Raw genomic sequence first — 26,070 nt, 5'->3', positions numbered from 1 at the left:
GGGTTGGGGAAATGGCGTTGGGAGGCAGGCGGGGAGCCGCTCTAGCAGTGGTTTTGGGACTGTCCGGCCTGGCTCCTACACTAGCCAGGGGAGAAGTCTGTGCCAGCGATCCCCACACTTGGTCTGAGGCCCTGACGGCCCAGTTGCCTTTGTTTCTCAATTTAGCCCTGAGCCGCTCCCGCTCAGAGTTTCAGGTGGTGCTCGTGGGTCAGCCGCAGGTCGAGCCTCTTGCTGCCAAGGAGTTGGCGGATAGCCCAGCCGCTTCCACTGCCCAGGGCTTTTGCCTCTACTTCACCACGCTGGAGCGCCGCTTGGTTCTCCCTCGGCAGCCGCCGCAGCCGGACAACCCGCTAGCGGGACGGCGCAGCGAAACCCTGCATCTGGCCTATGAGGCCTGTGTATTGCGGGATAAACCAGGAGACCCCTGGCAGTTGGTGCGCCTCCGAGTAACTGGAGCCGGGATCCCCGTTCGCGATGTTACAAACGGGCTCACCGCCCAAGCTATCCGCCGCTGGCAGCAGTCGGGGTGTCCCTCAGCAGGCGATCTAGAGTTGACTAGGCCCTCTTCTCCGTGAGGTTTCCTCCCGCCATGCCTCCTCAGGGCAAACGGCTACTCCGGCGCCGGCAGCCGGCCAAGCTGAGTTGGATAGGCCCCTGCCTGCTGTGTGGGGGAGTGGGACTGCTCTTTGGGCAACGGCTTCGCCTTCTAGCAGAACCGGCTCAGGAAGCGTGGTGGCGCGTTTTGCCTGCCAGTAGCTCTGGGGGATCCCTTGCTCCGCTGGAACTCCCCCTCTACCACTGGCTGGCAGAGAGACTTTTGCCTTGGCTAGGGCAAAAAAGCGGGATCCCGCCGCAAGGACTGCTGGCAACCTTGTCGACCCTAGCCTGTCTGGCCATCCTACTGTTGTGTTGGAGCTGGGGCAATTTCTGGAGCGCCGGCCTGTGGGGGCTTAGCCCCTGGGTGCTGACCCAGGGGTTGGAGCCGAGCAGCGAGATCCTCGCTCTCCTGGTCTTACTAACTAGCAGCGGCATTAGGCCGGGATCCCGCCTGCGCTGGGAGGGGTTGGCGCTGGCCTGTGGGCTGAGCTACCGAGTTTGGCCCTTGGCCTTGCTCTGGGCGCTGCTGTGGATTAGCCAACACCGGCCGCGGCAAGGGTTGCAGGGATCAGCCTTGCTGCTGTTGGTGATGGGCCTCTCCTGGCTCGGGGGAGCGGAGGGGCTTGGGGATCGCTTCCGGGGAACAGAGACTCTCTCTCCAGCCATGGGATCCTATTCGCCCAGAGGCCCAACTGGCCTGCCTACGCTGGCTACTTTGATGTTGCCCCTAGGGCTAGCCTTGGTGCGGCTGGGCTGGCCTTGGGAAGAACGCCAACAAACTTTGCTCAGCCTGGCCGGCTTGGGCCATGCCCTCTGGATGGGCCTGCTAGCAACTTGGCTGGAGGGTCGGGGGGAGCCGCCCCTGTACCTCCTGCAACAAAGCGCCCGCTGGGGCCTAGTGGCCCTGCCCTTCTTGTGCCTGAGCGCTGGCGGTGTCTTGGCGGAGATTCCCTGGAGGGGCTGGCGGCGGCTGTTGGGATCCCTGCTTTTGGTCAGCTCGTTCTTGCTGTCGTGGCAAGCGTTGGCCTAGGGCACTCTTACTCGCTGAGGGATCCCAGCTCCAAACCCGAGCGCTGAGGCGCCCCAAGTTAGACCCTTAGCCTCTTGCCCCAGGTCTTCTAGGGGGATCCCTTTTGTTAAGGAAAAGGACTACAGTTAAGGTCGAGGCGGGTCAGGTGTTCAAAAACGCCACCCCGACGACCCAAGCAGGAGAACAACGTAAGAGATGATGACGGTGCGGGTGCCCCTCGACTACTACCGAATCTTGATGCTGTCGCCACGGGCAGACAAGCATCAGATCGAACAGGCTTACCAAGAGCGCCGCGAGCTCAGGCCAGGCGAACGTTCTTGGCTAGTGGGGTTCTCGCCGCAGGCCGTGGAGGCTCGTGCCCAGCTTGTCCAGGAGGCCGCTTCTGTGCTGCTCGACCCTGAGGCACGGCGCAGCTACGACGAACACCTAACCCTAGCGCATCCCACCCTGACGGTGGACGAGGCCCTTCTGCCGGGAGTGCTGTGCCTGTGCTGTGAAGTTGGAGAGTACCCAGCGGCTTTAAGCTTGGCTCAGCAAATGCTTGATCAAGGACACCCCGCCCGTTCTGATGCCATTTTGGGGCGGGCCGTGGCCCGTTTAGAGCTAGGCCGGGAAGCCTGGCGACAAGGAGCCTATGAAGAAGCCGCGCACTCTTTGCAGACAGGCTTGGCCGAACTGGAGGAGTGTCAGGCTTTTCCTCAGCTCCAGGCAGAGCTCCGCATCGACCTGGGCAAGCTGCGCCCCTACCGCATTTTGCAGCTCCTTGACCCCAATGCCCCAGCTGCCATGGGCAAAGGAGTAGCTGCAGCTCCTGCCCTGGCGCGGCAGCAGGGGCTGGCTCTCCTCAAGGCCATGCTCGACGAGCGGGGCGGCATTGAGGGCGGTGGGCAAGATGGCTCTGGCTTGAGTACGGAAGATTTCTTACGCTTCATCCAGCGCGTGCGCCGCTACCTCACCCTGCAAGAACAGCAGGAGCTTTTTGAGCAAGAGGCGGAGCGCCCTTCCTTGGTCGCTGCCTACTTGGCTGCGCAGGTGCTGCTGACAGCGGGCTACGTGGAGAAACGGCCAGCTCTAGTGCGGCGGGCGCGCGGCTACCTGGTTCGCCTCGCCCAGCGGCAAGATGTGCATCTGGAGCAAGCTATCTGCAGCTTGTTGTTGGGGCAAACTGAAGAAGCCCTTAGTCACCTACGCGCCAGTCAGGAAACCGAAGCCTTGCAGTTTATTGAGGAGCACTCTGCCGGATCCCCGGATCAATTGCCAGGCCTCTGTCGCTTTACGGAAAAGTGGTTCCAGGATGAGGTATTCCCAGAGTTTTACGCCTTGGATCCTGCCCAGGCTAGCCTGAAAGCCTACTTCGACAACCCTCAGGTGCAGGCTTACCTGGACGAGATGCCTAGCCGCGAGAGCTCGCCAGCAGGTACCCTATCTCCACCTCCTACCCTGCCTCTATCCCAACCGCCCGCTGCTGGGGGTGCTAATCACCCGCCTGCTCCCTTCCCGCAGGGAGTTTCCCAAGAGCCGTCGCACTTGCCCAAGTGGCCTGCTCCATGGGACGGGGAGCCAGCCAGCTCTCCCCCATCAGAAGGGAGCCTTCAGGCCTACAAGAGGGGATTGCAGGAGGTGGAGCGTCACCACCGCAGCCACTTGGGTTCTAGACGAAGTCGGCCTGAGCGTCCTGCCTCCTCCCTCCACCTTCGTTTGGCTGCCGTGGTCGGCGGGGGCATTCTCTCCCTCGTGGTTAGCTGGCAGATACTGCGCAGCCTGTTCACCCCACCACCGCCGCTGGAACAGCCCCAGGTGCAACTGGAGCAGCCACCGGTTACTCTTGAGAATTCGGATCAGGCCAAGCCCTCGCCTGAGCCTGAGTTGATTGGCCCCCTGGCTGAGTGGCAAGGAGTCCAACGGGTGCGGGTGATCTCCAACGATGGCATCAATATCCGCCAGCAGCCTAGCCTAAGCGGAGCCATTGTCGGGACGGCCCCCCGCCAAGCTTTACTGCGGGTGGTAGAGGTGCGAGTAGGTGAAGGACAGGTACCTGTCTGGTTGCGCGTCGAGCAAGAGGGGGCGCCAGGAGGGTGGATTGCCGCTCAATCGGGCTCAACTCGCCTGGTTGAGCGACTCTAAGCCTCTTCTGCCATTTGCCTTGCCTAGGCAATAGCTTGTTTCCCGCTTTCCGGTGGTGGATATTCTGCGCAATGCCCCGCTAGGGATCTATCTGGAAGAGCCGCGCACCTGGCTGCACTGTCTTGACCCGCGGGTGAAGTTGGCCTGGTTGCTTAGCTTTCTCCTCAGCCCAATTTTGGCCAGCAGTGGCTGGCGGCTGGCCGTGGTGGCGGTTCTCCTGCTCTTGACGGTAGCAGCCCGTCTGCCGCGCCGGGTCTGGTCGGGCCAGCTTTCGCTGGTGTTGGCCCTCAGCCTGCTTGCTTTTGGGATCACCAGCTTCGCCCCCGATGGCTTAGGGGTCTTCCCCCAGCCGCAGCGGCAGGACGCGCAGGTGGTGGGCTATGGACTTATCTCCAACTCCAACCTGGAGGTGAAGGAGAGGGCAGCGGCCAGACAGGCCTGGCAGCAGCAAACCCGTGCCTGGCCAGCCCCCTACCGCTACCGCTTGCTGCAGGTTTCCCTGCTAGGGCGAACTTTTCAAGTCTCGCGGCGTTCCCTCTCCGTAGCTCTGCGGCTGGGTACCCTCATCTTTACCCTGCTCTATGCCACCAATTTGTTCTTGCTGACCACCGCCCCCGAGGAAATTACGGCAGGGATTGCCCGGCTGTTACAGCCTCTCAAGCGCTGGGGCTGGCCGGTTGCGGAGGTGATTCTCACCCTCACCTTGGCCCTCCGCTTCCTGCCGCTGGTGATGGAGGAAGTCCAGAACTTGGTGCGGGCGGTGCGCACCCGCGATGTGCGCTGGGGATCCCTCAGCTTTCGGGGTGGAATGCAAACCCTTCTGGCTTTGGTGGAGCGCTTTTTTGAAAACCTGCTCCTGCGAGCGCAGGAGATAGCGGCGGCCATGCAAGCTCGAGGGCTAACTGGTCCCGACCATCCTCTGCGCTGGCACCGTCTGCAGCTACGGCGGCTAGATCGAGGAGCGCTGGCCCTCCTGCCCCTGTTTTGGCTGCTGAGAGCTTTGTCGCCCTAAAGATAGCGGCAGGAGCAGCTGGGAAACCGAGCGCCCATCAGAGGAGAGGTAGAAAGACAGCTGCCCCCCCAGGCGCTGCACAATCCGCTGGCAAAGGCTAAGCTCCAAGCCGGGGCTGGCCGCTAGCGGGGACTGGAACAAGGGATCGGCAGAGACGACCTGCCGGGGATCCCCTTGCAGGGCTGCCAGCAGGTGGGGATCAAAGCGGCCTTGATCCACCACCAGCAGTTCTGCATAGCCAGAGTGCTCCGCACCGCTCTCGCCAACGGCGACCCGGCTCCACAGATCCAGCCGCCCCCCCTCCGGGCTGCGCAAAGCAGCGGCAACCAGCACCTCCCAGAGGACCATCTCCAGGCGTCCGGGATCCCCCCAGACGGTAAGGCTCAGGTCGCCGTGGGCGCGCGGCCACAGCTTGCGTTTCTGGGCCAGGCCCCCCAGCCGGCGCAGGCTCTTGCGCACCAAAGTAGCCACAGACAGCGACTGCAACTGCGGCTGCGCCTGCCAGGTTTCTGCCTGCAACAAGGGCTCCACGGAGGCGGCCAGATCCCGCAGCCCTCTGGCAATTTCCACCACCTTTTGCCAGCGCGTGGCCTCGTCTCCTGGCGTTGCTGGCACCTGGCCTAGGCGGCGCAGGCTGTCCAGCAAGGCGCTTTGCAGATCCAGCAGGCGGCGGTGCTTGTACCAGTTCAGCTCGCTGAGCACCTCCTGCCGCTCCTGCAGCGTTTGTACCCAAAGCAAGCGCCGCAGCGTCCAGCCGCAGGTTTGGGCAATCACCGTCGCTGCCGCCTGCTCCTCCGGCTCCCAAACCTTGTCTGCCTCTGCTCCCAGGATCAAAACCCCCAGTGGCTCCAGACCAGGGGAGTCGCCAGTCTCGGGGCCGCCCTCGCCCAGCGGCAGCAGCAGCCAGGATCCCAGGCCCGTCGAGTTCAACCAGGTGCGGCTGGCAGCTGGGATCTGGTCTTGGGAAAGCTGGAGGGGTCCTCTTGCCTGCAGCGCACGGGTCAGCAAGGGATCCTGGCGATCGATCTCAGTGGGGCCGGTGGGGTAAAACGCGGGGGCGGCGGCAAAAGGCGGCTGCAAGCGGGCCCGGCTCTCCCCTGGCTGCCAACTAACCACCAGCGCCAAGGGGATCCCCAACGCTTGGGCCGTCTGTTGGACGGTGGCGGCGTAGAGCTCCGGCAGGGTAGTCAGGTTCTGCAGCGTCAGACAGGCAGCAACCAGGCCGTTGAACAGTTGCTCTTGCCGTTGCCGCCGCTGTTCCAGTTGGATTTGCCTCAGGATCAGGCCCACGGGTTGGGCGATCCCGCGCAGCAGTTGCCGTTCTTCCCGGCTCCAGGCCCGCCGCTGGGGATGGAGCACGAGGATCAGCCCTTGCGGAAGGGCAGCGGGAGTGGCAGAGCCGCCGACTTCCGTGTGGGTGAGCATGAGGGAACGTACCCCCAGAGGGGCCAGTTCCTGCCGCCAGGAGAGCAGGCGCAGATCTTGGTCGTAGTTTTCTGCCACCACCACCTCGCTGCGCAACAGATCCTGCCAATCTTGCTCGCTGAGGGAGCTAAACTGCTGCGGCAAAGCCTGCTGGCCCTCGCTGCGGTACTCGTAGAAGAGGCGGGGGATAGGTTGGTTGGGATCCAGCGTCAACACCGCTACCGCGGCGGCTTGCAGGCGCTGGCCCAGGCCAACCACCGCTTGCTGGAGAGCCTGCTGCAGCTGAGCCGGGTTGGAGAGGGCCTGGCCTACCTGGTGCACGAACTCCTGGTCGTCGGCCAACTGGCGGAGGCGACGATCCAGATTTTCCAGAGGAGTGGCCAAGGCCAGCCCATGGGCGGCAGCGGCCACCAACTGGCGCTCGGCAGCTTGCCAGGTGCGGGGCACCTCCGACTGCACCCAGATAAACCCCAGCAGCTCCTGCTGCAGCCGGATCGGGGCGGCCAAAGCCGACTGCGCTCGCCATTGCTGCATCAACTTGAGGGGAACCTCGGAGCGCGCTGTCCTCAGGTCGCCCACCACCACCTGGCCTGCCGCAAGAGAGGAGTACAGGTTTCCCAATTCCCGGAGCGCAAGGCTGCCCTCTTCCATCGGGATTACCCCGGCTTTGGTTCCTCTGGCAGTGGGGGCAGGAGTAGGCCTAGCGGCGCTTTCATGGGGAACAAACCGTCCCTCGCTGGGCTTGTGCCAGTACACCTGGATGTGAACGGCGCCCAAGCAGGACTGCAGCTCCTGGGTAACCAGGCTAACCCGTTCTTGCAAGGATCCCGCCTGGCACATCGCCGCCCCCAATCTCAGGAGCGACTCTTCAAAGCGCTTTTCGGCCTGCCGTTTCCAGGCATCTTCCAGCTTCTGCAAAGAGGCTGCCAACTGCCCCAGCAAAATCCCCAGGAGCGCCTTTTCCTCCTGGTGGGTGGTAGCGCCCCACAGTTGGGATCCCAGCATCAGGATCCCCAGGCAGCGCCGCCGCCCTACCGTAGAGAAGGGGTAGATGAAGCAGCCTTGGATCCCGCCCAGCCGCTTGGCTTCTCGCTGCCAAAGACCCATGCGCGGCTCCTGGGAAAGGTCGGGCACGCTGATGGGCCGCTGCTCGAACACCACCTGCTCGAGGATCTCCCCCGGCTGTAGGGGATACGCAGCTTGCAAGAGAGGTTGATCCTCCTCTCGCAGGGTCACGCCACCTTGGCCCACCAACTGGTGATTGGCATGGTCGTAGAGGGCTAGCCAGATCAGCGGCGCCCCAAGCACTGCCTTGACATACTCCAGCGTGAGCTGAATCAGGGCCCTAGCGTCGGTCTGCTCCCGCATCTGCTGCAAGGTTGCCTGTAGGGCCACCAGCGGAGAGACTGCCCCCGCTCCACTAGAGTGAGGAGAAACAGACTGAACCATAGTTCAAGCATTGGCTGGGCAGGTTTGAGGGAAAGCAGGCCCAGCCCCCTCTTGGCTCACCTTAACCTTGCTGTTTCTTGGAAGCCAACACTTCCAAGGCAGTTGGAGATGCCCCTGCAGGGTATTGTGCCGTCAATAGAGCTAACTTGCAGTCCTCACTGCCTGGTTACGAGAGGGATCCCGCGCAATTTGGACGTATTGGTTACCAGACTTTGCACAAAGCGCTGGAAGCGCTGCCGCAGGTTTTCGTCCCTGAGGTTGCCCTGCTCATCGAAGGCACTCCAAGCCCGCCCGATGGCAATTTGCTCTGGGATCGCCCAACCGTGCAGCCACCGCACAATCAGGCGCATTTGGTTAAGGGTGTCGCTGTTGCTCTCGCCGCCCAAGACACTGATGAGCCCAAAGACCTTGCCCTCCAAGTGCTCAAAGCTCAGCAGATCCAGAGCATTCTTCAGGCTGCCGCTGATGCTGCCGTGGTACTCCGGGCTGGCCAGAATGATCCCATCGGCCTGCTTCATCGTTGCCCGCAAAACCTCCACATCGGGATAGTCGGGGTAGGATTCCGAACCATCGGCAAAGGGCAACTTCATCTGCCGCAAATCAAGAAGGTGCAGCGGTATCCCCAGCTTCTCGAACTCGCGCCGCACTACCTCCAGGGCCCGATAGGTCAGGGAGTTGGGCCGCAGGCTGCCACCAATGGCCACAAAGCAAGGTGCAGAGGCCGCGGCCAGGACGGTTTGAGAATTGGCGGTGGGGGCTTGCCCAGTTGAAGAAGACATAAGCCGTGCTCACGGATAGATATCAGTTACGCTGCAAACAATCATAACTCATACTAACTCTGTCCTGTGGTCCCTCCCCGATTTCTGCCAATTCCACCCCTCCTAGACCAAGAGCTCTAGGACCAGCGGAGCACCTGCAGCAGGTTGGAAAAATCATCCCGCCAGAGGGGATCCCCGGCTTGGGGCAGAAGGGGCTGCCAGGGATCCCCGTCGAAGCTCTGCAAAGCAAGGGAACCTCTGGCCATCAGCACCCAATGGGAAGGGGCCAGCCCCGCCTGGCGCTGGGCAGCGGTGAGATCTTCCTGGGCTTGATGCCAGGCAGAAAGCTGCAATTCTCTGGCCAAGGCAGCCAACACTGGCGCCAAGTTGAGGTGGCGGTTGGTGATGTTAAAAAGTAGCCAGCCCTGGGGCTTGAGCTTGCTGAGGTAGAGGGTCAGGGCCTCCTGGGTGAGCAGATGCAGGGGCACAGCGTCAGAGCTAAAGGCATCCATCACCAGTAGGTCATAGCTGCCATCAGGGATCCCTTGCAGGCGGAGGCGGGCATCGCCCAGGATTACCCGCACCCGCGCCCGCTGGCTGGCCCAGTCGAGGTAAGCAAAGTAGCGGCCTGCCCAGTCGGCTACAGTGGGATCCAGCTCGAAAAAGGTCCACTCATCCCCCGGCTCGGCGTAGGCGGCCAAGGTGCCGATCCCCAGCCCCAACACCGCAACCTGAGCCGGAGAAGAGCCTAGCTGCGCCCGCCACCGCTGGAGCGCCTGGCCCACCGGCCCTGGGCGGGAAAAATAGGTGAGCGGCTCCAAGGCTTTCTGGGGATCCAGGTTTTGGCTGCCGTGCAGCGTGGTGCCGTGCAGGAGGCTGCGGAAGGATCCCGCCTCGTTGCGGTACTCCACAAGGCGATGGAGGCCAAAGACACTGCGCTCGCTGGCTACCACCTGCAGCCCCGGTGGCAGCCAAGGCTGTCCCAGCAGCAAAACCAAACCCATGGTCACCCCTAGGCGGCGCGGCCATCCTCTCCTGCCTTCTCCCCCTAGGGCCAGCACCGCCCAGCCCAAGCCCAGCCCTACGGCTGCTCCAAGGTGAAAGAGCGCCTGGAAACGAAAGTGCACCAGCAAAAGGGGCAGGAGCAACCCCAACCCCAGCCCTAGGCCCAACCGTCCTCCCTGGGGCGCCAAGGCTGCCAGCGCTAGGCTCAGGAGGAGTGGATACTCCAGCACCGCCTCAAACACCTGGGGTGCTAGCAAAGCGGCAAACAGGCCCCCCAAGCTCCCTCCCAAAGCCAGCCACAGGTAAAACCGGGTCAACTGCTGGGCTGGCGGCCGACAGCGGACCAACTGGCTGTGGCAGGCCCAGCTCACCAAGCCAAAAGCCCCTAGATGTAGAGGCAACACTGCAGACCAAGGCTTCAACCAGCCCATGACCTGCGCCCCTATCGCCCCGCAGGCCAGCAAAGCTGTCGTCCCCAAAGCCAACTCGTTGGGATGGATGCCGCCGAAGGCCAGCATAAAGGTCACTAGGTAAATGCTCAGGGGGATGGCCCACAGCAAGGGCACCGCCGCCACATCGGTGGTCAGGAGGGTGGTGACTGCCACCACCAAACCCGCCGGTAAGAAGGCCCAGCCAGCCCAGCGCCAGCCCTCCCCCGGAAAGCTAGGCTCCGCCCTGCCCATTGCAACCGGCTCCCCTAGGACAGAGGGATCTGTCCCCTGTCTTTTTAGCAGCAGCCCCACCCCGCCTAGGAGCACCAATCCGGCCACCAACGCATAGGCTCCTCTCCAGAGCTGGGTTTGCTCAGCCAAAGACAGCCGCGGCTCCAAGAGCAGCGGATAACCCAGCAGTCCCGCCAAGCTGCCGGCATTGCTGGCTCCATAGAGTCCGTAGGGATCCCTCTTACTCTTGCCCAGCCCCCGTTGCAGCAGTGGCGACGTTCCCGAGAGGAGCAATAGAGGCACCCCTGCTCCGACTGCCAAGTTGGCCAAGAGAACTAGCGGAGGAAAGGCCTCCTCCGGCTGCGGGTGGCTCCTGAACTCAAAAGGCAAAAACTTAAGCCCCGCCAGCATGAGGATCCCGTGGATCAGCACGCCCCGCTCGGGATGGCGGCCCCGCCCCAGGCGATCCGCCCACAGGTAGCCCAACAGCAGGACAAGCTGGAAAAAGGCCAGGCAGGTATTCCACACCAGGGGGGATCCTCCCCACAGCGGCAGCAGCAACTTGCCCACCAACAACTGCCCCCAGAAGAGGCAGAAAGCGCTGGCAAACAACGTAAGGCCAACCAGCCAGACCACCGCTGCTCCCTTCAGCGGGCCTTGACTTGCAAGGGGAAGCGCTGCCTCAGCTCCTCTTCTACCTTAGACAGCCATTCTTCTTGGAACACCCACACTTGCCCTTGCTGCACGCGGCCATCGGGGTTTTGCGTCAGCTCTAGCCAATACACCAATTGCTTTCCCCGCAGCACCACGCCTTGCGTGGCCAAGGCAAGGCTATAGCTGGGATTGCCAGCCAGGGCCGCAGGGGCCGGGTAGCGGATGACCTCCACTGCCTGATCCAAATCGGCGGCGATCTCCGGGCCATAGACCTCGCGAATAGCCCGAAAGAGATCCTCTGCCGTCAGCCCTTGCGGGCGAAAAAAGGTCATCCGTTCCGAGCGGATCGTCTCCCGATCCAGGGGGTTGATGATCCGGCCTGGCGGGGCGACTGAGGCCAAGAAAGTAAACCGGGATCCATCCGGCTCCACCCGATGGATGTTTAACGTCTCGCCCGGGCGGGGCCGCAGCACCGGGTTGTTTTTTACCCAGCTAGCCACCTGACTTGGCGCTTGCCCAGGGATCCCCCAAGCGGCTGCCGAAAGGCCCACTGACCAGCAGGTGAGGGCCCAGCCTACCCCCAAAGCCAAACGCCGTTTTCTGCGATTTGGATCTCGACCGGCGAGTTTCCTGCCTTGCTTGGCACCCAAGACCCGCCATGGATTGAAGTCCACCTTCTCACGCCTCCGCACAAGCGAACCCAAGCAAAATGTCAAGCAATACTCCTCCAGTGTATCTGGGGCTCTCAGGCCGCCTGGTGCGCCTAAGCGTGGGCATTGCAGCCAACAGTGGCAGGGATTTTTCAGCGAGATCCCCAAATCCTGGGATCTTGTCCCGCAAAACGTAAAAGATACCTTAGGATTAACAGTAAGCAAATCTCAAACGCATCAAGTCAGCACCTCAGGAGGTAAGCGATGGCTCTTGTTCCCATGCGCATCCTGCTGGATCATGCCGCCGAACATGACTACGGCATTCCAGCTTTCAACGTCAACAACATGGAGCAGATCCAAGCAATCATGCAGGCTGCCCATGAAACCAACAGTCCAGTCATCCTGCAAGCCTCTCGAGGGGCGCGCAAGTATGCGGGCGAACACTTTTTGCGCCACCTGATCCTGGCGGCGGTGGAAACCTATCCCCACATCCCCGTGGCCATGCACCAAGACCATGGCAACAGCCCCGCCACCTGTTACTCTGCCATCCGCAATGGCTTCACCAGCGTCATGATGGATGGCTCCCTCAAAGAAGATGCCAAAACCCCGGCCAGCTATGAGTACAACGTAGCCGTTACTGCTGAGGTGGTGAAGGTGGCCCACGCGGTTGGCGTGACGGTGGAAGGGGAACTGGGCTGCCTGGGGTCACTAGAGACGGGCCGCGGCGAGGCGGAAGACGGCCACGGCGCCGAAGGGGCTCTTAGCCGCGACCAACTGCTTACCGACCCGGATCAGGCGGTGGACTTTGTGGAGCAAACCCAGGTGGATGCGCTGGCCGTAGCCATCGGCACCAGCCACGGCGCTTACAAGTTCTCCCGCCGGCCTACGGGGGATATCCTAGACATCGATCGCATTGCGGAGATCCACCGCCGTCTGCCCAACACTCACTTGGTGATGCACGGCTCCTCCTCGGTACCCAAAGAGCTCATTGACATCATCAACCAGTACGGCGGCTCCATCCCCGAAACCTACGGTGTGCCCATTGAAGAAATCCAGCGGGCCATCAAAAATGGGGTGCGCAAAATTAACATCGACACGGACAACCGCCTAGCGATTACGGCTGCCGTGCGCCGCGCGCTGGCCGAGAACCCGAAAGACTTTGATCCCCGCTCTTTCCTCAAGCCTTCCATCAAGGAAATGCAAAAGGTGTGCGCCGAGCGCTACATTGCCTTTGGCTGCGCCGGTCACGGCACCAAAATTCCTGTCGTTACCTTAGATGAGATGGCGGCTAAGTACGCTTCCGGCGCTCTGTCGGCTCAGGTGAAGAAGACCGCTGTGGTCTAGGGATCGCTTGCCCAGCTTCTCATCGCTCCCCTCTCCTCTGTAAGGAGGGGGCTATTTTTTGCACCTCAAACCCTGCCCCTGGCAGTGCGGCAGCTCCAGGTGCAGTTAGCTCCAGGACTCTTGAGGGATCGGGCCTAGGGCCATTGCCTCCCAGAAAGGGGCCGAAGGCTGGTGCAGGACGATGCGATTGCCATCGGGATCCCGCAGCTCCACCTCTTGGCCGTGAAAGGCCTGGCGCAGAGGGGAAGGGGAGATTTGGTACTCGGCTAACACCGCCGCTAGGGATCCCAAGTATCCAGCTAGATCCCGCACCTGCAGGCAGAGGCTGGCTGCCCCCCCTGGGACTGCCAACTCCGGCTCACGGCTGTGGTAGAGGCCCAGTCGCAGTCCCGGCAGCCGAAACTCCCCATACACTGGCTCGCCCTGGGGAGGAACCCGAACCTGGGGCGGGATCCCCAAAAGGGCTTGGTAAAAGCGCAGCAAGCGAGGTAAGTTGGGGGTGGCCAAGCTGAACAAAGCCGCGGCAATCTCCATGGCAACCCTAGCCCCCTTTTGCTTTTCCACTCTCTCCCAAGGTTGAACTATAGTAGGTAGCAAGACTTGCTGCCTCTTTACAAAGCAAAAAACTGGAGCAACCTACCGTGCTGGGGCTATTTAGCCGCTTTTCCCGTGACATGGGCATTGACTTGGGCACGGCCAACACGCTGGTCTACGTGGCCGGGCGCGGCATTGTCCTGCAAGAGCCTTCTGTAGTGGCCATCGACCAAAACACCAAGCAACTTCTGGCGGTAGGGGAAGAGGCCAAAAAGATGCTGGGCCGTACCCCCAGCAACATTGTTGCCGTGCGCCCTCTGCGGGATGGCGTGATTGCCGACTTTGACACGGCAGAGATGATGCTCAAGCACTTCATCCAGCGGGTACACGGAGGTCATTACTTGATTGCGCCGCGCATTGTCATTGGCATCCCCAGTGGGGTGACCGGTGTGGAGCGGCGGGCGGTGATGGAGGCAGCCCTGCAGGCGGGGTCGCGGGAAGTGTACCTGGTGGATGAGCCGGTAGCAGCGGCAATTGGGGCTGGCCTACCGGTGCAGGAGCCCGTAGGGAACATGATTGTCGACATTGGCGGCGGCACTACTGAGGTGGCTGTCCTCAGCCTGCAAGGGATCGTGCTAAGCGAATCGGTGCGGGTGGCAGGAGATGAGCTGAGCGAAGCCATCATCCAGTACATGAAAAAAGCCCACAATCTTACCATTGGAGAGCGCACCGCCGAAGAGATCAAAATTCAAATTGGCTCTGCCTACCCCACTCAGGAAGAGCTGAGCATGGAAGTGCGGGGGCTGCACCTCCTCTCGGGCCTGCCTCGCACCGTGACGGTCAAAAGCACGGAGATCCGCGAGAGCATGGCCGAGCCTCTCTCAGTCATTGTGGAGGCCATCAAGCGTACCCTGGAGCGCACGCCGCCGGAGCTTGCTGCTGACATCATTGACCGTGGCATCATGTTGGCAGGAGGCGGAGCCCTGCTCAAGGGCCTGGACGCTCTGATTAGCCATGAAACTGGGATCATGGTTCACATTGCCCCCGATCCCCTCAGTTGCGTGGTGCTCGGCACGGGGAAAGTTTTGGAGGATTTCAAAACCCTGGGTCGGGTGTTGAGTGCCAGCTTCAAGGCCTAGCAGGGTTTGCAGCTCTCAATTTTGGGTGGGAGTGGAGTGGTTAAGAGGAGTAGTGCTTGAGTCGGCTACGCCAATGGAGGCGCAAGGTTGGGGGACTGCTCCTGGCTACTTTGGCCCTAGGGGCCGCCCTAAGTCTGCGCCAAACGAAGGGATCCCTGCTGGTAGAGGTGTACACCTGGCTCACGGCCCCACTCCGTCCAGCCGTGAATCCCGAGGAGGTGCTCCGGCAGGCTGCTACCCGTGAGCTACAGGCCCTAGTAGCCGAGTTGCAGCACCAAAACCGCGAGCTAAGGCGGCTGCTGCAGCTTGCCGAGCAAGGGCCCCAGGTGAAGATCCCGGCAGCCGTAGTGGGCCGCAGTGCCGATCACTGGTGGCAGCAGCTTACCCTTGACCGCGGCAGCCGGCAAGGGATCAAGGTAGGGGATGTGGTGGTGGCGCCGGGAGGATTGATTGGTCGGGTTGAGGCAGTAACCCCCAACAGCAGTCGCGTGCTGCTCATTAGCGATCCCACCAGTCGAGTGGGGGTGACGCTGAGCCGCAGCCGGCAGATGGGTATCTTGCGGGGCACTGGCAGCCAGGAAGCTATTCTGGACTTTTTTGATAAAAATCCTCAGGTAGAGGTGGGCGATGTGGTGGTCACCTCGGGGCTGAGCAGCCTCTACCCCGCCGGGATTGTCGTGGGAACAGTTCGGGCAATTAACTTAGATGCTAGCCCTGCTCCCCAGGCCACTGTTGAACTGTCGGCGCCGCTAGGGTTTCTAGAATGGGCCTTGGTCTACCCCTATGCTCAACCTGCGGCTTCCCCCTCTTAAACCTCACCTCAACTGGCTGGTTACCGTCCTGTCAGGGCTGTTAGCAGCGGTGGCTCCGTGGTGGCGGGGGCCGGGCTTGGAGCTGGCGGGCTTGACCCCCGATTGGCCTTTGATTTGGGTGGTGTGCTGGAGTGTGCGGCGAAAAGCTTGGCAGGGGGCTGTTGCCGGGATCACCCTGGGGTTTCTGCAGGACGCCCTCACCAACCCCTATCCTACCCATGCTCTGGGGTTAGCCGTGGTCGGGATCCTCGCAGCCAGGTTGCAGAAACAGCGCTATATGCACGAGGACTTTATCTCCATAGCTTTGATTGTCTTTGGCATGGTGGTGATTGCCGAAACGCTGATGGCGTTGCAATGGATGTGGCTGACGGCCTTTGCCCCGGCAGGCATGGCAAGTTCCCCGCTAGGAAGCCTTGGCAGCGCCGGCCCCCGCTCCCTAGAGAGCATCTGGTGGAACCATCAACGCAATGTCCTTACCTCGGCCATTTTAAGTAGTTTGTGGGCACCGGCTCTGTACTGGCCTCTTAGCCGTTGCTGGCACTCCCAAGAGCGGGATCTGCAGTAGCTGCGGAGGGAAGAGCAAGCTAGCCCAGCACCCAGCGCTGCAGGGCAATGCCAAGGAGCAGGCCCAGGCCGCCAAAGCGCACCACCTGCCAAAAGGTTGCAGGGAGAAACACTTCCAGCAGATAGGCTTGCAGCCGTTCTTCTAGCTGGCTGACTTCCGTCTGGAGCTCAGCCCATTGGTCAGGGGAAAGCTGCGACAGGCGCTCCAGCTGGCGCAGGTCGGCTAGCCGTGCCTGTAAGATCTCAAGCCTTGCTTGCAGAGCCTCAAGCGGATCCGGGGAATCGGGAGGAGCTGTCACGGCTGGGTCTTGGCTGGAGTGAAAAATCCGGTCTGAATTTCGTTGAAGGGCTTGGCTTGGATCACCCCCGGGGGAAGGGGATCCAGCTGGAAAAGAGCCCGAATGGCGTTCTCCACTTCCGTGATGGGGCGGTTGCCGATGGAGTGGTAGACAAGCTTGCCCTGGGAGTCAAAAAGAAGGGTTTGGGGAACTCGGCCGCTATAGTACTGGCCGCGCTCATCGCCTGGCAAAAGAGAATCCACTGAGTAAGGAATGAAATAGACTGCCCGGCCATAGCGAACCTGCAAGCTGGAGAGAGTTGCCGCGTACCGTTTGCAATCGCTGCTGTCGTCGATGTAGTAGACAAGAAGGGCCGGGATCCCTTGTTCCTTCGCCTGCTTTAGGGAGACGCGCGGCGGAACCATGCCCCCATTGGAGCCGTAGAGGGCAAAGATGTTGCCGTCGTAGCGGTCGTCGTTGAGAAGAGCATGGGCAGGCGGAGACAGCCAACCCGTTAACAGGAAACAGGCAACCAGCAGGAGAAGACGGAGCTGCCGCATATTCAAGAGGGGGCCTGTCGGACAACCCGGCAAGGGGGGACTTCCTCATTGTGCCACTTGCGCGGCGCCGCCTTGTTCCCCTGGGCTGGGATCCAGCTTGGGAGCGGTGGATGATGGCCTCCGCCCATCGTAAGGTAGCCGGCGCTATTCGTGCCCCCTAGGCATTGCCAGCAGGCTACGCAGGAGGTTAGCTTTTGGAACAGTCTCCTGGCAGAGCGACTCTAGAGATGCTGCTCTGCGGAGGCCAGCCTAGATGGAAAGCTGTCCATGGGAGGGTCTTGGATCCGGTGTTGCTAGCTGTCGAAGCCGCTGCTTCCGTTGAGCCGCCAGGGGGAGACAACCTCGCTCCTGTGATCTTGGTGGCGGTGCTGCTGGCACTGGTGGTTATCTACTTGGTCAGCCGCATTGCCGGGGAAATAGCCGTTCGCTTCGGCTTTCCTCCTGTCCTAGGAGAGCTAGTGGGGGGTGTCCTGGTGGGCGGTTCTGCCCTGGGGCTGCTGGTTTTTCCCGAGGGGCCGCCTTCTGCTGAGACGTTGCCTGCTTTGGCCCATGCCTCGGCTCTTATGCAACTTTTACAGGCCACCGCTGGCCTTGACGAGGGATCCCTGGTGCCGGTGTTTGCCTCCCAGGCTGAGATCATCGAGGTCCTCTCGGAAATCGGGGTCATTATCCTCCTCTTTGAAATTGGCCTCGAGTCCGATCTGGGGGAACTGTTGCGGGTTGGCCCCCAGGCGGCGGCTGTAGCCGTTATTGGGGTTGCTATCCCCTTCGCGGCGGGAACACTGGGCCTGCTCTACCTTTTTCATGTGCCCGTCATCCCCGCCATCTTTGCGGGGGCAGCTCTGACGGCAACCAGCATTGGCATCACCGCCCGCGTCTTGGCCGAGCTGCAAAAGCTCACCTCCCCCGAAGGCCAGGTGATCCTTGGCGCTGCCGTGCTGGACGACGTGTTGGGCATTATCATCTTGGCCGTGGTGGCGAGCTTGGCCAAAACCGGCGAGGTTGATGTCGCCGATGTGGGCCTCATCCTTGTCAGCGCTGTCGTCTTTCTGGTCGGCTCTATTGTCTTGGGGCGACTCCTCAGCCCCTACTTTGTGGCTCTCCTCAGCCACCTGAAGACCCGCGGCAACCCCCTTCTGCCGGCTCTGGTGTTGGCTTTCCTGTTGGCCTACGTGGGGCAGGCCATCCACCTAGAGGCGATTCTGGGCGCCTTTGCCGCTGGCTTGATTTTGGGGGAAACGGACAAGCGCCAAGAGCTAGGAGAACAGATCAAGCCCGTTTCCGACCTGCTGGTGCCCATCTTCTTCGTCTGTGTTGGGGCCAAAACCAACCTCGCCGTCCTTAACCCCACCCTCCCTGCCAACCGGGAAGGGTTGATCATTGCCGCCTTCTTGGTTAGTGTTGCCATTTTCGGCAAGCTGGCCGCTGGCCTGGGGGCGTTTGGCAAGCCGGGCCTCAGCCGTTACGCTGTCGGCGTGGGCATGATTCCCCGCGGTGAGGTGGGCCTGGTGTTTGCTGGGGTGGGATCGGCCAGCGGTGTTCTTTCCGACGCCCTCGACGTCAGCATCGTTGTCATGGTGATTGCCACCACCTTCGTTGCCCCCCTCTGGCTGCGGGGAGTGCTGGGGGGTGGAGAAGCAACAGCAGCCACCACGGCAGCTCCAGAGGCCCCTTCCTCTCTCCTAGAACTCCAAGCCGAGGTTACAGAGCAAGATCGCAAAGGGGCTGAGGGCACCCTAGAGCCTGTCCCTCCGGCCTCGGAACGGCTGGGTATTCCCGAGAGTTAATGGAACGGTTGCCGCTCCGCCCATAGGCGCCGCCAGATGGCCTGCACCAGCAGCCGGATAGGATTGCGCCAGCTCGGCTCCCCTTCTGCAACCTTGGCCGCTGCCTGCGCCGGCGGTGCTACTTGGACTGGGGACGGCTCGAACCGCTGCAGCGTGGTTGCCCGCCGATCCAGGACTTGGGTCTTGAGGCTGCGGAAGCTCACCTCCTGGAGGTACTGCTGCAAGTCGGCCTCAGAAGAGCGGCGAACGTAGTCTTGCAGCCGCACCTGCTCTCCCAACAGGATTTGATCCCCGTCTTTGAGTCCCAGCTCAAACATCTCTGCCCGTTGACCGAGAGGCCGTTCGTGCTGCGCTTGCCCTCGATATTCCCATCCAGCAAGCGGTAGGTGTACTGCCCGTCCTTTTGCGGTAGCCGCAAGAGCAGGGCGTGTTGCCGAGAAACAGCCGCCGAATGAATGACAATGGCGTTGCTGGGATCTCAGGTGGCGGCACTGAGGGCCAAGGCTCGCCTTCCCTGCTCGTCGTCGATCACCAAAACGTGCCAAGTTTGGGAAACTGGGTCGGCAGACATGGCTTGGGGTTAGCTTGGCTAGAGACGGAGAGGCCAAAGAGGGCCTTCCCTATGCCCCTATAATAGGGTAGGGCTTTTTGCCCGCGAGGAATCGTAAACACCGGTCATGACTGCACCTTCCTCCCTTCTCCAGGAGCTTCCTCCGATTTACCCTGGCGTTGCCGTGCGGGTCATCAACCCCAACGATACCTACTACCTCTTTGAGGGCCAGGTGCAGCGGGTTACCGACGACCACGCTGCTGTCCTTTTTGAAGGCGGCAACTGGGATAAGTTGGTAACCTTCCGCCTCACGGAATTGGAAGTGGTGGACAAGTCCCGCCGCTAGCTTTGCTTGGGTGTCCCGGGGACTTCCCATGCGCAGCCACTGGCAGGAACCTTTCCTCTGGATCCACGCTGCGGGGATCCTCCTTTTCCCCCTGTGGATAGGGCTAACTGTCATTGGGTTGGCCACGGGGGATCCCCTCCTGCCGGTGGGCGTGGAGCAGGCCGCAGTGGCGGTGGCAGGCATTGGGCCGGTTTTAGCCATGCAGTGGCGCAAGCCCTTCAATGTCTTCAGCCTGTGGGTGGTCGCCTTTCCTCCGGAGGAGCTCTCCCCTGACCAGCGCCGCATCCTGGCTGCTTTTGTGAGCCCGGAACACAGGATCTTGACGGTGTTGGCGGCGTTCCTACTGCTAGAGGTTCTCGAGCGTCTTTACGACTTGGCACCTCTCTTTGCCCCCCTTACTCCCGGCGATGGCAGTCGGCTAGCGGGTCTAGTCATTGCTGCCTTTGGCTTTTGGGGAGCCAATGTGTTTTTGCAGATCCCTCTTGCTGTAGCGCGGGTTCTTTTCTTGAGCGATCTGGAGCTGGCCCAGATCGACCCCATCCCTGCTGAAGAGATTGAAAGCCGCTTTTCCAGCTTCGGCAATCGCCATAACCTTTTGCTGCAGCGGCTGCTGCGCCGTTTGGCCAGGGTCCCAACCCAACCATAAGGCAGAGGTGGAAACTGGTCTGGAGCCCAAATCCCCAGGGCCAGCTTCCTCGGCCAAGACAGCCACACCCTAAAGCCCAGCTTTTCTTTAGCCGAGTTTTGAGGGCAGGTTTCTGCCCCGAAGAGGCTGCAGCTCGATGTTAGATTGGTGGATGGGATCCAGACCATCGGCATTCTCCCGACTTCGAGGCTACTGCACCGGCCATGGCGAGCAACTTTTCCTTCCGCTTCAGGCAATTTGCCCAACGCCTCCGAGAAACCACCCAGCTTCCTTCCTTTTTCACTGACCAAGCCACCAGCGAAACCCAAAACCTGGCCCGGGAGTTGGCCTTGGTGGGGGAATATGCCACCCAGCTCAGCCAGGTGGTGATGGAAGTGGACTTCCTCAACCAGCTCTATACCCGCCTCTTGAACGAGCGAGAAGTGCTGCAGCAGGAAAAAGAGAACTTGGAGGCGCGGGTCTTTGAGTTGCAGCAGGAGCGCAACGAGATCGAGCCCCAGGTGATGCACCTGCGCGAACAACTCAGCCAAGTTGCCTTTCAACTGGAGCAAACCCAAAACCGCGAGCGCAGCCTCAGCGAACGGGAACGACAGCTCTCGGAAATTGTTGCCCAACTGGAGCGCCGTCGAGCTGTGCTCAACCAGGCCATTGAAAACCTTACCAACCAGGAGGCCGACTACACCGTCCGCAACAAAGAGCTGGAAGCGGTGATCAAAGACAACGAGCGCAAAGCTCAGCAATACCTAGAGGCCGTCAACCACTACCGCGCATACTTGGAAGAGCTAAACGCCCAGATCCAAGAGGCCCAGGCCAAGCTGAAAAGCCTCGGGGTCGAGCCCAAACCCGCTAACCTGCCGCGGCTTGAGGATATGGAAAAGCCAACTCCCATCCCCACACCGCCGCCTTCCCCTCCAATTGGCTACCCACCGCCCCCACCTCAGCAGTCTCCTCCCACCCAGCCAGGTGGCTATTGGCAGGAGAGCCCCTTCGACGACGATCCCTGGGCCTAGCCTGCCGGCAGTTGCCGTTTTGCAGCGGAGTTCAGCGTTCCCTCTTCTGACCTATCTGGGGAAGGGGTGGGATCCAACATCACAAACAGAAACGACTCCAGCCCTGCCAGGTAGGTGAGCACCTGCTCCTGAGCCGCTTCCTGGTCTATTCGATTGGCTTGGGCTGCTTGCTCGATGAGGCTGGCCACCGCCGTTGGCCCCTGCAACAGGGATCCCAGCCAGGCCATCTGGGCCCCGGGAATGGTTAGGCGCCCACGGCTAGCCCCTGGCCAATTCATAGCAAACTCCTGCTTTTTTTCGTGGGCCTGGGCGAAGTTGTGGCGAAATTCAGCGTTGTCCGCCAAGATGGGGTTGAGCTGTACCCTGCCTCTCAGCCAGTCTTCATCACTCCAGGGCAAGACCAGGGAAGAGCCAGGGTGCTCCGCCCAAAAGTCGATGAGGCGGTGGTTGGGGCAGATCAGCTCGTAGAGGTGGTTTTGCTCGGCGGGAGAGAGCTTGTCCAGCTCCGCCTCTAGCCAAGCCGGCATGGCTCTGTCTTTGAACAGCAGCGCTGGATCCCAGTCAGCGTAGTCCACAAGGCAAACCAAGCCCAGCTCTGCCTCTTGGAGCATGCGCATTAGGTCTGGGATCAGAAATCCCTTGTCCCCAGGCAAGAGGTAGTTGGCCCGGATGTTGCCGTCGTCGCTGTAGATCTTGGGATCCCAGTGCAGGGCAGCCCGCAGCTCGTCGGAGGCCAGGCTGGCCATAAACTCCCGCACCCGCCGGCAGGCTTCGGGGGTGGGCAGCTCAAACAGGCCCAGCAGCCGGAACGCCTCCTGCATGCGGAAGATCACCTCCCGCTGGTAGGCGTGGTGTAGGTTGGCCCGCAGGATCCCGTTTGGCTTGAGCACTCGCTTGAGGGCCTTTAGCCCAGCCACCGGGTCGTCCAGCAAATAGAGCACATCGTTAAGGCTGATAAAGTCAAACTGCAACCCGAGCCGTTCGACCTCCAACAAGTCTAGGGCGTAGAGCTCCACCTCCCCGAACCCGTGGTAGCGCAGGCGCCGCTCGGCTGCTCGCACTGACTCTGGCGCCAGATCACAGGCCACCAGCCGCGCCCCTGGATTGGCCTCCGCCAAGAGCAAGGTCTCCCAGCCAGAGCCACAGCCGACATTGAGGATGGTGATCCCCTCGCTGGGCAGGATGGCGCGGGTACGGGCGTATTGGGCCGTCGTCCAGCTCAGGCGGTACAGGCTGTCGATGGCGTTGCGGCCTGACGTCTCGAGGGGCACGTTGGGATAGGGCAGTTCCTCGTAGAGTTGCCGCAAAGACTCAGTCGTGCTGCCAGCCATGGGATCCGCTCCTAGGAAGCTGCTTCTTATGCTACTGCCCCAGGAAGGCCGCAATAGCGCCGGCAATGGCCTCATTGCCCCCGCGATCCAGCCCCTCCGGCGCCTGGGGAGGGTGAGGGGGATCCCGCAAGAAGTCCCAGGATCCCTCGAAAAACTCCTCGGCAGAGAGGATGCGATGCCAGCCGTAGCGCCGCAATCCCTCCACCAATAGGGGCGACTCGGCAAACCCAAAGCGGTTGACACAGGCCATGGGCGTGCCACAGCGCAGTGCCTCTGCCAAGGTGCCATAGCCCGGCTTGGACACCACCCAGCGGCAGAGGGGCATCACATCCACTGGCCGCCACACTTGACCGTCTAGGACTCGCAGGTTGGGCAAGGCAGGAGCCTGCTGGTCAAAGGTGAGAAACTGCCAGTCGGGAAAATCCTCCAGCCGCCCGTAGGGCAAGCCCTGCAGCCCCAGCCCGCCAAAGGTCAACAAAACCGTGGGTCGCTCTCGCTCTAGCCCCAGGCGCTGGGCCACCTCCTCTGCCAAGTAGCGCGGATCCGACCCCGTCAGCCCTACTGCCTCTTGGCAGGGAAAGGCGCCCATGGGCTCGGCAAAGGGCAGGCGAAACAGCCGCTGGCACCGCCCGTACAGCTCGCGGATCCAGACCACAAAAGGCTGGAACTGGGGGCCATACTCTTGATAGATAAAGTCCCAGCCGAAGTTGCTCGCCATCCAGCAGGGGATCCCGGCGGCCTGGGCAATTGCTGCAGCCAGCGGCGGCACGTCCGCCAACACCAAGGGTATCCCCTGGGCGCGAATGAACTCCGCTTCTTCCTGAATCAGTGCCTCAGCCCCGGCTTTGAACGTCTTGAGGGCAGCTAACGTAGCCGGCAGATCTGCCTGCAGACCATCGGGCTGCACCACGCCTACATCCAGGGCCCGCTGTCGATGGAGAAACGGCCCCTCCACATAGCGCTCCAGGAGCCAGCGGGGGGCTGGTGTCACCCAAATGGGCAGGACATTGGGATCCCGCCGCCGCAAAGCGTTTACCACCGCCGCCAGGCGGGTGACGTGCCCAAACCCATGGGCCGTTGCCGCCACATACAGAGGGACCGGCTTCACTGCCATAGCCTCAGGAAAGAACAGGCTGAGGTCTTTCCCGCCAGGAGACCCAGAGGTTGCTGGCCAAGATGAGAACTAGGCCCAGCACGGAGCCGGGAGCGATCTGCTCCCGCAACAGCACCGCAATCAGCCCCAGCGACAAGAAGGGTGTTACATAGACCCAATTGGCCAGGGATCCCCGCTCGTTCGCTAGCTCCAGCGCCCGCAACCAGAACACAAAAGTCAGGCCCATCTCCGCCAAGCCGATGTAGGCCGCCCAGCCCAGCCCTGCCATTGTCCACCTCAGCTCCTGAAACGGCAACAGTAGCAGACAGTAGCCGCTGCCGAAGAGAAATCCCATGAACAGCTTCAGCAGGGCATCCCGTCCATCCCGCACATTGAGCAGCCAGTAGAGAGCCCAAATAGCGGCGCTGCCCACTGCCAGCACCACTCCCCAGGGATCCTCCACCTGCAAGGTGCCCCAGGATCCCCCCGTGGCCACCAGCACCACCCCCAGCAGGCTTGTTCCCAAGGCCAGCAGTAGCCGCCCGCGCAGGCGCTCCCCCAACAGCGGCACCGCCAAGAGAGCCAACACCAGCGGCCAGGTGTAGTTCAAAGCCAGCGCCGCCTGGGCCGAGAGGCGATCGTAAGCCTGGAAGAGCACCCCGTAGTAGCCAAACGGGTTAAGCAGCCCCTGCAACGCCGACAGGGCAAGCTGGGATCCCTTCTGTTGGGCAACAAGATGCGCCCGCCCTGTTACCACCAGAGCCATCCCCAAGATTAGGCAGGAGCTGCCCGCCGAAAGAATCAGCAAGGCCGTCGGCGCAAGGTGTTGCAAGCCAAACTTAAAGGCGCTGGCTGCCGTGGCCCAACCCAAGATGGCTGCCGCCAGATAGGCATAGGCTCGGCGGGGATCCCTGGGCATTAGAAGCTGTCGAGATCTCGATCCTCCGGCTTCGGCTTCGCTTTGGTGGAAAGGCCCAACCGCGGTGCCACCACCCAGGCGTAGAGCAGGTAGCCCAGCCCCGCCACCACCGCCCACCTGAGAAGGGTGACGAACACCCGAAAGACTAGCCCAACCAGCAGGATACAGCCCAGGATGACCAGAACCGGCAGCAGGGGGCGCCCCCACCTCCCAACCCAAGCCCAAAGGGCAGCTTTGTCCTGGGACGAGCTCCGCAACTTGGCAGCGGCCGCAGTCGCCTGCTCCAGTTCAAGCTCAAGCTGTTTCAGCCGTTCTTGCTCTGACATAGGGAGCAGTCTCTAGGATCCAGAGCCACCTCCATCTTACGGGCTGCTCCTCACAAAGTCGGGCAACCTAGGCCCGCGCCGAGAGGATCTCTTGGGCCATGGCGCGGAATGAATCCAAAGCTGGGCCGGGGCGACGGTTGGGACGCGGAGCCGGGATCTCGTTGGGCACAAACGGCTTCTCGACCACCACCTTAGGCTTAGCAGGCGCAGCCGTTGGGGCAGGCTTGGAGGAAGCTGCCGGCTGGGTTGAGGCCGGGCGAAAAGGCCCGGTAATGAAATCCACTAGGCCGCCGAAGAGGATGCCAAAGAAGGAAAAAAGACCACCAAACAGCTTTTTGAGAATGCCCATAGCCAATTGCGAAAAAGAGGTAAAGCTATGCAACTTAGCACTCATTATTGAGAGGAACGAGCATCTTGGCTATGGGTAAATGTTCTTAGACTCAGGGATCCCCCACCTCTCTGCCAGTGGCGTCAAAGCGCCGTAGGGGTAGGGCCAGCTCCAGCTCCTGCAGCTCCAAGGGTTCCAGCGGTTCCAAGATGACCCGGCTGCGCCCTAGCTCAAAGCTATCGGCTGCTGCCGGATTGACCTTGTAGCCGATATCCGCCATGGCTCCCACCGTGAGGATGCTCAAGGGATTGGGCACGCCCCGGTCGAGACGGCTGGTCATCAGCTCGCGGCCCAAGACACTCTCCCGCCAGTGGGAATCGCGGGATCCCACCCCAAATTGGTTCTCCAGCGGCACAGAAGGGGCATTGCCTCCTAGCGTGGAGAAAGCCTCAACTGCCCGCGGGCCGATAAAGCGGGGGTCATAGCCCGGCGGCGTCGGCTGATCCCGCCCCACCAAGCCCACTGTCAGCCCCTTGGGATTCCAGACACTGGGCAAAAAGCCAAGGGCATGGCCCAGCTCATGCAGGGCGGTGATGGGCAGATCCCCCCGCTCTTCCAAAGCCGAGAGGTTTTGGCTGTTGAACACAACAACGGAGTAGAAAGGCAGGCCATTGGAGGCCCGCACAAAACAGGGAGCGGCTCCCCCTAAAATCCGCTCGTTGCCCAGGTTTCTCGCCCGCACCTCCACCAGCAGATCGTCGATGGGGAAATCAAGGGGGGTGCTGGGAAACCCCGCATCGCACTCGTCGGCCCGGATGGTGGTAGGCGGCAGATCCGGCTGATCCTCGATGATGATCTCCTGCCACCTCAAGGCCGCGCTGCGGACAATGGCTTGTTGGCTGGGAGTGAGGCTGTTGTCGGGGAAACGAACGTCAATGGTGAACTGGGGAACAGGGGCAACTGTTGGCGAAGGCAGAGTTGGAGGAGGAAGGGCTTCTAGGGAAGAGAAACCCCCTCTTCCCCCGCACGCTTTGAGGAGCAGTAGCAGCACAGCCATGAGGAATCCGAGCAGGCGCAGGCTCCAGGTTCGGCGCCCAAGTTGCCGCAGCCCCAGGAAATGCTTCGCCCTCTTCTTTT

The 26,070-nt window shown here is 61.8% G+C and carries 26 protein-coding genes and 1 pseudogene; 12 read left to right on the top strand and 15 right to left on the bottom strand.

Features of this window, described 5'->3' with window-relative positions; all coding sequences use genetic code 11:
- Positions 1 to 11 precede the first annotated feature (11 nt).
- From NW804_RS01900 to NW804_RS01885, 4 genes are all read left to right on the top strand, one after another.
- On the top strand, positions 12 to 575 hold the full coding sequence (locus tag NW804_RS01900; protein ID WP_414393219.1) for a hypothetical protein: 564 nt from the start codon (positions 12 to 14) through the stop codon (positions 573 to 575).
- A 14-nt stretch (positions 576 to 589) separates the two neighbouring features.
- Positions 590 to 1,627, top strand: a complete 1,038-nt coding sequence (locus NW804_RS01895; RefSeq protein WP_414422715.1) for a hypothetical protein — start codon at positions 590 to 592, stop codon at positions 1,625 to 1,627.
- 195 nt (positions 1,628 to 1,822) lie between these two features.
- A complete protein-coding gene (locus NW804_RS01890) occupies positions 1,823 to 3,751 on the top strand; it encodes an SH3 domain-containing protein (protein ID WP_414422714.1) in 1,929 nt (642 codons plus the stop codon).
- A 55-nt stretch (positions 3,752 to 3,806) separates the two neighbouring features.
- Positions 3,807 to 4,763, top strand: coding sequence for an energy-coupling factor transporter transmembrane component T family protein (locus NW804_RS01885; RefSeq protein ID WP_414420355.1), 957 nt, complete (start codon positions 3,807 to 3,809; stop codon positions 4,761 to 4,763).
- Here NW804_RS01885 and NW804_RS01880 read toward each other — a convergent pair.
- The 4 genes from NW804_RS01880 to NW804_RS01865 form a co-directional block, all read right to left on the bottom strand.
- Entirely contained in the window at positions 4,701 to 7,637 is a 2,937-nt protein-coding gene (locus NW804_RS01880) for a GAF domain-containing protein (protein ID WP_414422713.1), read from the bottom strand. The two genes, NW804_RS01885 and NW804_RS01880, sit on opposite strands and share 63 nt — an antisense overlap.
- 155 nt (positions 7,638 to 7,792) lie before the next feature.
- Positions 7,793 to 8,416 carry an NADPH-dependent FMN reductase gene (locus NW804_RS01875; RefSeq protein ID WP_414420268.1) on the bottom strand — a complete coding sequence of 208 codons (624 nt, stop codon included), beginning with the start codon at positions 8,414 to 8,416 and terminating at the stop codon, positions 7,793 to 7,795.
- A gap of 116 nt (positions 8,417 to 8,532) precedes the next feature.
- Positions 8,533 to 10,698, bottom strand: a complete 2,166-nt coding sequence (locus NW804_RS01870; protein ID WP_414422712.1) for a fused MFS/spermidine synthase — start codon at positions 10,696 to 10,698, stop codon at positions 8,533 to 8,535.
- A gap of 11 nt (positions 10,699 to 10,709) precedes the next feature.
- Positions 10,710 to 11,306 (bottom strand): hypothetical protein, encoded by a 597-nt coding sequence (locus NW804_RS01865; protein ID WP_414422711.1) that lies wholly within the window; start codon positions 11,304 to 11,306, stop codon positions 10,710 to 10,712.
- Positions 11,307 to 11,630: 324 nt separating this feature from the next.
- Here NW804_RS01865 and fba point away from each other — a divergent pair, with 324 nt between their 5' ends.
- Positions 11,631 to 12,710: a class II fructose-bisphosphate aldolase gene (gene fba / locus NW804_RS01860; protein ID WP_414393205.1), complete on the top strand. Its 1,080-nt coding sequence runs from the start codon at positions 11,631 to 11,633 to the stop codon at positions 12,708 to 12,710.
- Between the two features lie 105 nt (positions 12,711 to 12,815).
- On the opposite strand, the gene NW804_RS01855 is transcribed toward fba, so the two are convergent.
- On the bottom strand, positions 12,816 to 13,274 hold the full coding sequence (locus tag NW804_RS01855; RefSeq protein WP_414422710.1) for a VOC family protein: 459 nt from the start codon (positions 13,272 to 13,274) through the stop codon (positions 12,816 to 12,818).
- Positions 13,275 to 13,354: 80 nt separating this feature from the next.
- On the opposite strand from NW804_RS01855, the gene NW804_RS01850 reads away from it, so the two are divergent.
- From NW804_RS01850 to mreD, 3 genes are read left to right on the top strand one after another with little or no spacing between them, the layout of a single operon-like run.
- Positions 13,355 to 14,383 (top strand): rod shape-determining protein, encoded by a 1,029-nt coding sequence (locus NW804_RS01850; RefSeq protein WP_414393785.1) that lies wholly within the window; start codon positions 13,355 to 13,357, stop codon positions 14,381 to 14,383.
- 56 nt (positions 14,384 to 14,439) lie between these two features.
- Positions 14,440 to 15,195, top strand: a complete 756-nt coding sequence (gene mreC, locus NW804_RS01845) for a rod shape-determining protein MreC (RefSeq protein ID WP_414409706.1) — start codon at positions 14,440 to 14,442, stop codon at positions 15,193 to 15,195.
- Complete coding sequence (mreD, locus tag NW804_RS01840) at positions 15,167 to 15,760, top strand: rod shape-determining protein MreD (protein ID WP_414420264.1); 594 nt, start codon at positions 15,167 to 15,169, stop codon at positions 15,758 to 15,760. The genes mreC and mreD overlap by 29 nt, the downstream gene beginning before the upstream one ends.
- A gap of 19 nt (positions 15,761 to 15,779) precedes the next feature.
- Here mreD and NW804_RS01835 read toward each other — a convergent pair whose 3' ends face one another.
- Together NW804_RS01835 and NW804_RS01830 are read right to left on the bottom strand one after the other, a co-directional pair.
- Positions 15,780 to 16,058 carry a hypothetical protein gene (locus NW804_RS01835; protein WP_414405491.1) on the bottom strand — a complete coding sequence of 93 codons (279 nt, stop codon included), beginning with the start codon at positions 16,056 to 16,058 and terminating at the stop codon, positions 15,780 to 15,782.
- Positions 16,055 to 16,597: a thylakoid membrane photosystem I accumulation factor gene (locus tag NW804_RS01830; protein ID WP_414420262.1), complete on the bottom strand. Its 543-nt coding sequence runs from the start codon at positions 16,595 to 16,597 to the stop codon at positions 16,055 to 16,057. Before NW804_RS01830 ends, NW804_RS01835 begins: the two co-directional genes overlap by 4 nt.
- 227 nt (positions 16,598 to 16,824) lie before the next feature.
- Between NW804_RS01830 and NW804_RS01825 the strand changes: the two genes are divergently transcribed.
- On the top strand, positions 16,825 to 18,384 hold the full coding sequence (locus tag NW804_RS01825; RefSeq protein ID WP_414422746.1) for a cation:proton antiporter: 1,560 nt from the start codon (positions 16,825 to 16,827) through the stop codon (positions 18,382 to 18,384).
- Here the strand turns inward: NW804_RS01825 and NW804_RS01820 are convergent.
- Positions 18,381 to 18,701 (bottom strand): hypothetical protein, encoded by a 321-nt coding sequence (locus tag NW804_RS01820; protein WP_414422749.1) that lies wholly within the window; start codon positions 18,699 to 18,701, stop codon positions 18,381 to 18,383. The genes NW804_RS01825 and NW804_RS01820 overlap by 4 nt on opposite strands.
- A gap of 50 nt (positions 18,702 to 18,751) precedes the next feature.
- A pseudogene (locus NW804_RS01815) lies at positions 18,752 to 18,802 on the bottom strand (hypothetical protein); the annotation flags it as partial.
- A 259-nt stretch (positions 18,803 to 19,061) separates the two neighbouring features.
- Here NW804_RS01815 and NW804_RS01810 point away from each other — a divergent pair.
- From NW804_RS01810 to NW804_RS01800, 3 genes are all read left to right on the top strand, one after another.
- Positions 19,062 to 19,280: an NAD(P)H dehydrogenase subunit NdhS gene (locus tag NW804_RS01810; RefSeq protein ID WP_414393193.1), complete on the top strand. Its 219-nt coding sequence runs from the start codon at positions 19,062 to 19,064 to the stop codon at positions 19,278 to 19,280.
- Positions 19,281 to 19,290: 10 nt separating this feature from the next.
- Positions 19,291 to 19,926, top strand: a complete 636-nt coding sequence (locus NW804_RS01805; RefSeq protein ID WP_414422709.1) for a low-complexity tail membrane protein — start codon at positions 19,291 to 19,293, stop codon at positions 19,924 to 19,926.
- A gap of 203 nt (positions 19,927 to 20,129) precedes the next feature.
- Complete coding sequence (locus NW804_RS01800) at positions 20,130 to 20,936, top strand: hypothetical protein (RefSeq protein WP_414422708.1); 807 nt, start codon at positions 20,130 to 20,132, stop codon at positions 20,934 to 20,936.
- Here NW804_RS01800 and NW804_RS01795 read toward each other — a convergent pair.
- From NW804_RS01795 to NW804_RS01770, 6 genes are all read right to left on the bottom strand, one after another.
- Complete coding sequence (locus tag NW804_RS01795; protein WP_414422707.1) at positions 20,933 to 22,267, bottom strand: class I SAM-dependent methyltransferase; 1,335 nt, start codon at positions 22,265 to 22,267, stop codon at positions 20,933 to 20,935. The genes NW804_RS01800 and NW804_RS01795 overlap by 4 nt on opposite strands.
- 31 nt (positions 22,268 to 22,298) lie before the next feature.
- On the bottom strand, positions 22,299 to 23,381 hold the full coding sequence (locus NW804_RS01790) for a glycosyl transferase (RefSeq protein WP_414422706.1): 1,083 nt from the start codon (positions 23,379 to 23,381) through the stop codon (positions 22,299 to 22,301).
- A gap of 4 nt (positions 23,382 to 23,385) precedes the next feature.
- A complete protein-coding gene (locus tag NW804_RS01785; protein WP_414420257.1) occupies positions 23,386 to 24,279 on the bottom strand; it encodes a DMT family transporter in 894 nt (297 codons plus the stop codon).
- Entirely contained in the window at positions 24,279 to 24,605 is a 327-nt protein-coding gene (locus tag NW804_RS01780) for a hypothetical protein (RefSeq protein WP_414411029.1), read from the bottom strand. The genes NW804_RS01785 and NW804_RS01780 overlap by 1 nt, the downstream gene beginning before the upstream one ends.
- 67 nt (positions 24,606 to 24,672) lie before the next feature.
- Positions 24,673 to 24,999, bottom strand: coding sequence for a hypothetical protein (locus NW804_RS01775; protein WP_414411028.1), 327 nt, complete (start codon positions 24,997 to 24,999; stop codon positions 24,673 to 24,675).
- A gap of 46 nt (positions 25,000 to 25,045) precedes the next feature.
- Entirely contained in the window at positions 25,046 to 25,990 is a 945-nt protein-coding gene (locus NW804_RS01770; RefSeq protein ID WP_414422705.1) for a leishmanolysin-related zinc metalloendopeptidase, read from the bottom strand.
- Positions 25,991 to 26,070: the final 80 nt, after the last annotated feature.

The organism is Synechococcus sp. WC10meta (assembly GCF_047461475.1).
Note: the sequence above shows the minus strand (reverse complement) of the source record. Positions and strands in the feature narration are given on the sequence as shown.

Excerpts from the sequence above, each read along its gene's own strand:
- NW804_RS01830 (WP_414420262.1), bottom strand. The coding sequence starts at position 16,597 with ATGCGGCAGCTCCGTCTTCTCCTGCTGGTTGCCTGTTTCCTGTTAACG.
- fba (WP_414393205.1), top strand. The coding sequence starts at position 11,631 with ATGGCTCTTGTTCCCATGCGCATCCTGCTGGATCATGCCGCCGAACAT.
- NW804_RS01895 (WP_414422715.1), top strand. The coding sequence starts at position 590 with ATGCCTCCTCAGGGCAAACGGCTACTCCGGCGCCGGCAGCCGGCCAAG.
- NW804_RS01880 (WP_414422713.1), bottom strand. The coding sequence starts at position 7,637 with ATGGTTCAGTCTGTTTCTCCTCACTCTAGTGGAGCGGGGGCAGTCTCT.
- NW804_RS01785 (WP_414420257.1), bottom strand. The coding sequence starts at position 24,279 with ATGCCCAGGGATCCCCGCCGAGCCTATGCCTATCTGGCGGCAGCCATC.
- NW804_RS01795 (WP_414422707.1), bottom strand. The coding sequence starts at position 22,267 with ATGGCTGGCAGCACGACTGAGTCTTTGCGGCAACTCTACGAGGAACTG.
- NW804_RS01820 (WP_414422749.1), bottom strand. The coding sequence starts at position 18,701 with ATGTTTGAGCTGGGACTCAAAGACGGGGATCAAATCCTGTTGGGAGAG.
- NW804_RS01780 (WP_414411029.1), bottom strand. The coding sequence starts at position 24,605 with ATGTCAGAGCAAGAACGGCTGAAACAGCTTGAGCTTGAACTGGAGCAG.
- NW804_RS01890 (WP_414422714.1), top strand. The coding sequence starts at position 1,823 with ATGATGACGGTGCGGGTGCCCCTCGACTACTACCGAATCTTGATGCTG.
- NW804_RS01810 (WP_414393193.1), top strand. The coding sequence starts at position 19,062 with ATGACTGCACCTTCCTCCCTTCTCCAGGAGCTTCCTCCGATTTACCCT.
- NW804_RS01790 (WP_414422706.1), bottom strand. The coding sequence starts at position 23,381 with ATGGCAGTGAAGCCGGTCCCTCTGTATGTGGCGGCAACGGCCCATGGG.
- mreD (WP_414420264.1), top strand. The coding sequence starts at position 15,167 with ATGCTCAACCTGCGGCTTCCCCCTCTTAAACCTCACCTCAACTGGCTG.
- NW804_RS01900 (WP_414393219.1), top strand. The coding sequence starts at position 12 with ATGGCGTTGGGAGGCAGGCGGGGAGCCGCTCTAGCAGTGGTTTTGGGA.
- NW804_RS01770 (WP_414422705.1), bottom strand. The coding sequence starts at position 25,990 with ATGGCTGTGCTGCTACTGCTCCTCAAAGCGTGCGGGGGAAGAGGGGGT.
- NW804_RS01875 (WP_414420268.1), bottom strand. The coding sequence starts at position 8,416 with ATGTCTTCTTCAACTGGGCAAGCCCCCACCGCCAATTCTCAAACCGTC.
- NW804_RS01800 (WP_414422708.1), top strand. The coding sequence starts at position 20,130 with ATGGCGAGCAACTTTTCCTTCCGCTTCAGGCAATTTGCCCAACGCCTC.
- NW804_RS01825 (WP_414422746.1), top strand. The coding sequence starts at position 16,825 with ATGCTGCTCTGCGGAGGCCAGCCTAGATGGAAAGCTGTCCATGGGAGG.
- NW804_RS01775 (WP_414411028.1), bottom strand. The coding sequence starts at position 24,999 with ATGAGTGCTAAGTTGCATAGCTTTACCTCTTTTTCGCAATTGGCTATG.